This is a genomic window from Dactylosporangium salmoneum, from assembly GCF_039532525.1.
Taxonomy (GTDB): Bacteria; Actinomycetota; Actinomycetes; order Mycobacteriales; family Micromonosporaceae; genus Dactylosporangium; species Dactylosporangium salmoneum.
This window is the reverse complement of record NZ_BAAARV010000085.1, coordinates 48001-54268: the sequence shown is the minus strand read 5'-3', so window position 1 is coordinate 54268 and position 6268 is coordinate 48001. Positions and strand designations below refer to the sequence as shown.

The window sequence follows — 6268 nt, the reverse complement described above, 5'->3', positions numbered from 1 at the left end:
GCCAGCGGGGGAGGGGCGGTCAGCGACACGGCGGTCGGGTCCTCGATCATGCGCTCGACCACGACCCCGGCCCCGCCGCGGGCGGCGGCGGTGAAGCCCAGGTGCGAGGCGACGAAGTGGCAGCGGGCGGCGGTCGAGGCGACGGCCAGGCGGGCGAGGTTGGCCTGGGCGGAGGGGATCAGGTGGTCGGACAGCTCGGCGAAGTAGCCGCCGAGGACGATCACCCTCGGGTTGAACAGGTTGACCAGGATGGCGCCGCCGTGCCCGAGCCAGCGGCCGACCTCGGCGACGGCGTCGGCGGCGGCGCGGTCGCCGGCGGCCAAGCGGCGGGCGACCTCGGCGATGCGCTCTTGCGGGTCGGGGATCGGGCCGTCGGCCAGGCCGTAGGCGGCGTCGGGGGTGGCCTTGCGGACCAGCTCGGCCAGGCCGACCTTGGTCTCCCAGCAGCCGGCGCGGCCGCAGCCGCAGGGGGCGCCGCCGGGCTCGACGGGAAGGTGGCCGACCTCGCCGGAGAAGCCGTCGGCGCCGCGCAGAAGGCGGCCGTTGACGATCACGCCGCCGCCCACGCCGACCTCGCCGGTCAGGTAGACGAGGTCGGCGGTGCCGGCGGCCACGCCCCAGGTGTACTCGGCCAGCGCGGCCAGGTTGGCGTCGTTGTCGACGCCGATCCACAGGCCGGGCGCGAGGCCGTGGGCCAGTCTGGTGGCGACCGGGACGTCCCGCCAGCCCAGGTTGGGGGCCAGCACCACGACGCCGCGGGCCACGTCGACCAGGCCGGGGACGGCGACGGTCAGGCCGACCGGGGTGACGCCGCGGCGGACCAGCTCGGCCAGGGAGCGGCGGGCGGCCTCGGTGAGGTCGTCGAGGCAGCGCTCGACGTCGCGGTGCATGGCGTCGAAGCTGATCCGCTTCTCGATGACCGTGCGGCCGGTGAGGTCGCTGCCGTGCACGGCCAGGTAGTCGACGTTGATCTCGATGCCGATGGCGCCGACGTCGGGGCTCAGGGCGATGCCGCGGCCGGGGCGCCCGGCGCCGCCGGAGTGCTCGGCGCCGATCTCGCGGACCAGGCGGCGGGCCAGTAGCTCGTCGACGAGGCTGGACACCGTGGCCTTGTGCAGGCCCGTGGAAGCGGCGATCGCGGCCCGGGATCGCGGGCCGTTGATACGGATGTGCCGCAGCGTCCGCGTCAGGTTGGTGCGGCGCAGGGCGAGCTGGTCCGTGGGCTCCTCGGCGGATCCGGCGCCGGCGCGCTCCTTGCTCACCATGGCAGCCTCCCGTCCGGTTCCCAAGCCATAGACGTGGTTCATTCGTCGGTCCGTCCGACGAATGAACCACGAAACATCCCGGCAACACCAGACTTGCGGGCAACGAATCCGTGACGTTTCGAAAGTCGCCCGCGCGGTCCCACATCTTCCAACGCGGCAACCGAACTCGATGCCACAAATCCCAAGACCGTTGACGAGCCGGTGGCGAGTCTGCAACATTTGGCGCAACGCTGTGCAAGATTCCTACAAGTGCCCGACAGACTTACAGCTCCTCAGCGCAACTCGGTCGCAGCCTGACCCGCCAACCAGGTCGCGAGCGGGCCCCCGCCCCGCCTACGGAGGAGGCAAGACCCTTGCAGCGCGGACCACCACCGCATGGCCGCCACGCAACTGGATCGCACCGGCCGGACCGCACCGCCAACCCCCGCCAGGGAAGCGCTCCGGCGCAAGACGCCGACCTCCGCCAATGCTTCGGCGCAGTACCCCCACACCCCCGCTCGGACGCGAGCGACTCGGACGAAGGATCTCGATGAGCAGAAGGCTCGTGACGCGAAGGGTGCTCGCGGCGTTCGCCGTGGCCACCCTCGTCGCCGTGACGGCGCAGACGCTGCCGGCCCAGGCGGCCGGCGGCCCCAACCTGGCCAGCGGCCGCACCGCCACCTCCAGCAGCACCAACGGCGCCAACGGCATCGGCAACATCAACGACGGCAACCAGGCCAGCTACTGGGAGAGCGCGAACAACTCCTGGCCGCAGTGGGCGCAGATCGACCTCGGTAGCGCCAAGAACATCGACCAGATCAAGCTGAAGCTGCCCAACGACACCGCGTGGCAGACCCGCACGCAGACCCTGTCGATCACCGGCAGCACCGACGGCTCGGGCTTCAGCACGATCCTCGGCTCGGCCGGCTACACGTTCAACCCGGCGACGCAGAACACGGTCACGATCAGCTTCACCGCGACCAACACCCGCTACGTCCGGCTGAACTTCACCGCCAACACCGGCTGGCCGGCCGCGCAGATCTCCGAGTTCGAGATCTACGGCGTGTCGACGTCCACCACCAACCTGGCGCAGGGCAAGACGTTCACGTCGAGCTCCAGCAACTCGCCGTACGTGCCCGGCAACGCGGGTGACGGCGACCAGAACAGCTACTGGGAGAGCAACAACAACGCCTTCCCGCAGTGGCTCGGCGTCGACCTCGGCTCGGCCGTGCCGGTCAGCTCGGTCGTCCTGAAGCTGCCCGCCGCCTGGGGCGCCCGCACCGAGACCCTCTCGGTCCAGACGAGCACCACCGGCAGCAGCTACTCCGACCTGGTCGCCTCCGCGGCGTACAACTTCGCCCCGGGCACGGCGAACACGGTGACGATCTCGTTCACCCAGACCACGACCCGCTACATCCGGGTCAACATCACCGCCAACACCGGCTGGCAGGCCGCGCAGATCTCGGAGCTCGAGGTCTACGGCCCGTCCACCGGTGACACGCAGCCGCCGACGGCGCCGGGCAACCTGGCCTACACCCAGCCGGCCAGCGGCCAGATCAAGCTCACCTGGACCGCGTCGACCGACAACAGCGGCTCGATCGCCGGCTACGACGTGTACGCCAACGGCACCCTGCGCACCAGCGTGAGCGGGACCACCCTGACGTACACCGACAGCCAGCCCGACACGGCCACGGTTGCCTACTACGTCATTGCCCGCGACGCGGCCGGCAACCAGTCGCCCGCGAGCAACACGGTCACGCGCACCGGCACCACCACGGACACCCAGCCCCCGACGGCGCCGGGCAGCCTGGCCTACACGCAACCGGCCAGCGGCCAGATCAAGCTGACCTGGACCGCGTCGACGGACAACAGCGGCTCGATCGCCGCCTACGACGTCTACGCGAACAACTCGCTGCGGGCGAGCGTCGGCGGTACCACGCTGACCTACACGGACAACCAGCCGGACACGGCCACGGTGTCGTACTACGTGAAGGCCCGCGACGCCGCCGGCAACGCCTCCGCGGCCAGCAACACGGTCACCCGTACCGGCACCGGCAACCCGCCGCCGGGCACCAACGTGGCGCTGGGCAAGACGATCGACGCCAGCGGCTCGGTCTTCACCTTCGTGCCGGCCAACGCCAACGACAACAGCGCCACCACGTACTGGGAGGGCGCGGCCGGCTTCCCGGCGACCCTGACCGTGCACCTGGGCGCCAACAACGACATCTCGAAGATCACGCTGAAGCTCGACCCGAGCAGCTCGTGGGGCGCGCGCACCCAGAACGTGCAGGTGCTGGGGCGTGAGCAGAGTGCGTCCGGCTTCACCAGCCTGGTGAACGCGGCCGACTACCGCTGGGACCCGGCGACCGGCAACTCGGTGGACATCACCGTGACCGCCCGGGTGGCCGACGTGCAGCTGAAGTTCAACTCCAACACCGGCGCCCCGTCGGGCCAGGTCGCGGAGTTCCAGGTCTTCGGCACCCCGGCGCCCAACCCGGACCTGCAGGTGACCGCGATCAGCGCGTCGCCCGCCTCGCCGGTGGAGACCGACTCGGTCAGCCTGACCGCGACGGTGAAGAACGCCGGTACGGCCGCGTCCGGCGCGACCAACGTGAACTTCTACCTCGGCACGGCCCAGGGCACCGTCCTGGCCGGCACGGCCAACGTGTCGGGCCTCGCCGCCGGCGCGCAGGGCACCTTCACCGCGAACATCGGGCCCCGCACCGCCGGGACCTACACGTTGAGCGCCAAGGTGGACGAGTCCAACTTGGTCGTCGAGACCGACGAGACCAACAACTCCTTCACCAGCGCCTCCAACCTGGTGGTCCAGCCGGTGGCCAGCTCCGACCTCGTCGCCTCCCCGGTGGCCTGGTCGCCGAGCAACCCGTCGGCCGGTAACACGGTCACGTTCACGGTGGTCATCAAGAACCAGGGCACCCAGGCCACGGCGGCCGGCGCGCACGGCGTCACGCTGACGGTGGTCGACTCCACGGGCGCCACGGTCAAGACGCTCACCGGCTCCTACACCGGCACGCTCGCCGCGGGCGCCAGCTCGCCGGTCATCACGCTCGGCACCTGGACCGCGGTCAACGGCAAGTACACGGTGCACACCGTGCTCGCGCCGGACACCAACGAGCTGTCCATCAAGCAGGGCAACAACACCAGCGACAACCCGCTGTTCGTCGGGCGCGGCGCCAACATGCCCTACGACATGTACGAGGCCGAGGACGGCACCGTCGGCGGCGGCGCGCAGGTGGTCGGGCCGAACCGCACCATCGGCGACATCGCCGGTGAGGCGTCCGGCCGCAAGGCGGTCACGCTCAACTCGACCGGCTCCTACGTCCAGTGGACCACCCGGGCCAGCACCAACACCCTGGTCACCCGGTTCTCGATCCCGGACGGCACGACGACCACGCTGAACATCTACGTCGACGGCAGCTTCGCCAAGGCCATCCCGCTGACGTCGAAGTTCTCCTGGTTGTACGGCGCCGAGGCCTCGCCGACCAACTCTCCCGGCAGCGGCCCGCGGCACATCTACGACGAGGCCAACATCATGCTCGACAGCACGGTGCCGGCCGGTCACACGATCAAGCTGCAGAAGGACGCCGCGAACGGCGGCAACATCGCGATCGACTTCATCAACCTCGAGCAGGTCGCGCCGATCGCCAACCCGAACCCGGCCACGTACATCACCCCGGCCGGCTTCACGCAGCAGGACGTGCAGAACGCCTTCAACACCGCGACGCAGAGCGCCACGGCGGTCGGCGTCTACCTCCCGGCGGGCACCTACGTCACCACCGGGAAGTTCGACATCAACAGCAAGGCGATCCAGGTCGTCGGGGCCGGTCCGTGGTACACCAGGTTCACCACGCCGCAGGACCAGCAGAACACCGACGCGGGCTTCCGCGTCCAGACCTCGGCGAACGGCTCGTCCTTCAAGAACCTGGCCTTCTTCGGCAACTACGTCGAGCGCATCGACGGCCCCGGCAAGGTGTGGGGCGAGCTGAAGGACAACCAGAACCTGACGATCGACAACGTCTGGGTCGAGCACACCGTCTGCATGTACTGGGGCGTGCACAACAGCGGCATCAACATCTCCAACAGCCGCATCCGGGACACGTTCGCCGACGGCATCAACTTCACCAACGACACGACCAACACCCACCTGAACAACATCGACGCCCGCTCCACGGGTGACGACTCGTTCGCGCTCTTCTCCGCCACCGACAGTGGTGGCTCGGTGGGCAACCACGACAACCTGTGGGAGAACCTGTCCGCGACCCTCACCTGGCGCGCGGCCGGCTTCGCGGTCTACGGCGGGTACAACAACACGTTCCGCAACATGTACATCGCGGACATGCTGTGCTACTCCGGCATCACCATCAGCTCGCTGGACTTCGGCTACCCGTTCGTGGGCTTCGGCACGCAGCCCACGACGATCCAGAACGTGTCGCTCGTCCGAGACGGCGGCCACTTCTGGGGTCAGCAGGCCTTCGGCGCCATCTGGGCGTTCTCGGCCTCGAAGGAGTTCCGCGGCATCCGGGTGTCCGACGTGGACATCGTCGACCCGACCTACTCCGGCATCATGTTCCAGACGAAGTACACGGGCAGCGCGCACGAGAACATCTTCACCGACACGGTGTTCACGAACGTGAGCATCAGTGGCGCCAAGCGCAGCGGTGACGCCTACGACGCGAAGTCCGGCATCGGCATCTGGGCCAACGAGATGCCCGAGCCCGGCCAGGGCCCGGCGTACGGCGCGGTGACGTTCAACCACCTGACGTTCTCGAACAACGCCGAGAACATCCGCAACACCACCACCACGTTCACCATCACCGTCAACCCGTAATCCGCACCGAGTAACGCGCACGGCCGCCGGGGCACCCAGCCCCGGCGGCCGTTGCCGTTTGTGTGAAAGCTCGCGAAAGGCCGCGAAAGCGATAAGTCGGGCGCTGGCGCGCCACGACTTATCGGACTTATACCCTGTCAGGAGAAATCTCCGAAAAATCATGATGTCGCCAGGC

2 protein-coding genes are annotated in these 6268 nt (G+C 69.3%); one reads left to right on the top strand and one right to left on the bottom strand.

The annotated features are described in order from the left end of the window. The coding region (locus tag ABD352_RS43205; RefSeq protein WP_344618399.1) for an ROK family transcriptional regulator at positions 1-1265 on the bottom strand (1265 nt) is incomplete at its 3' end. A gap of 529 nt (positions 1266-1794) precedes the next feature. Here ABD352_RS43205 and ABD352_RS43200 point away from each other — a divergent pair. After that, entirely contained in the window at positions 1795-6093 is a 4299-nt protein-coding gene (locus ABD352_RS43200; RefSeq protein WP_344618398.1) for a discoidin domain-containing protein, read from the top strand. Positions 6094-6268: the final 175 nt, after the last annotated feature.

Excerpts from the sequence above, each read along its gene's own strand:
- ABD352_RS43200 (WP_344618398.1), top strand. The coding sequence starts at position 1,795 with ATGAGCAGAAGGCTCGTGACGCGAAGGGTGCTCGCGGCGTTCGCCGTG.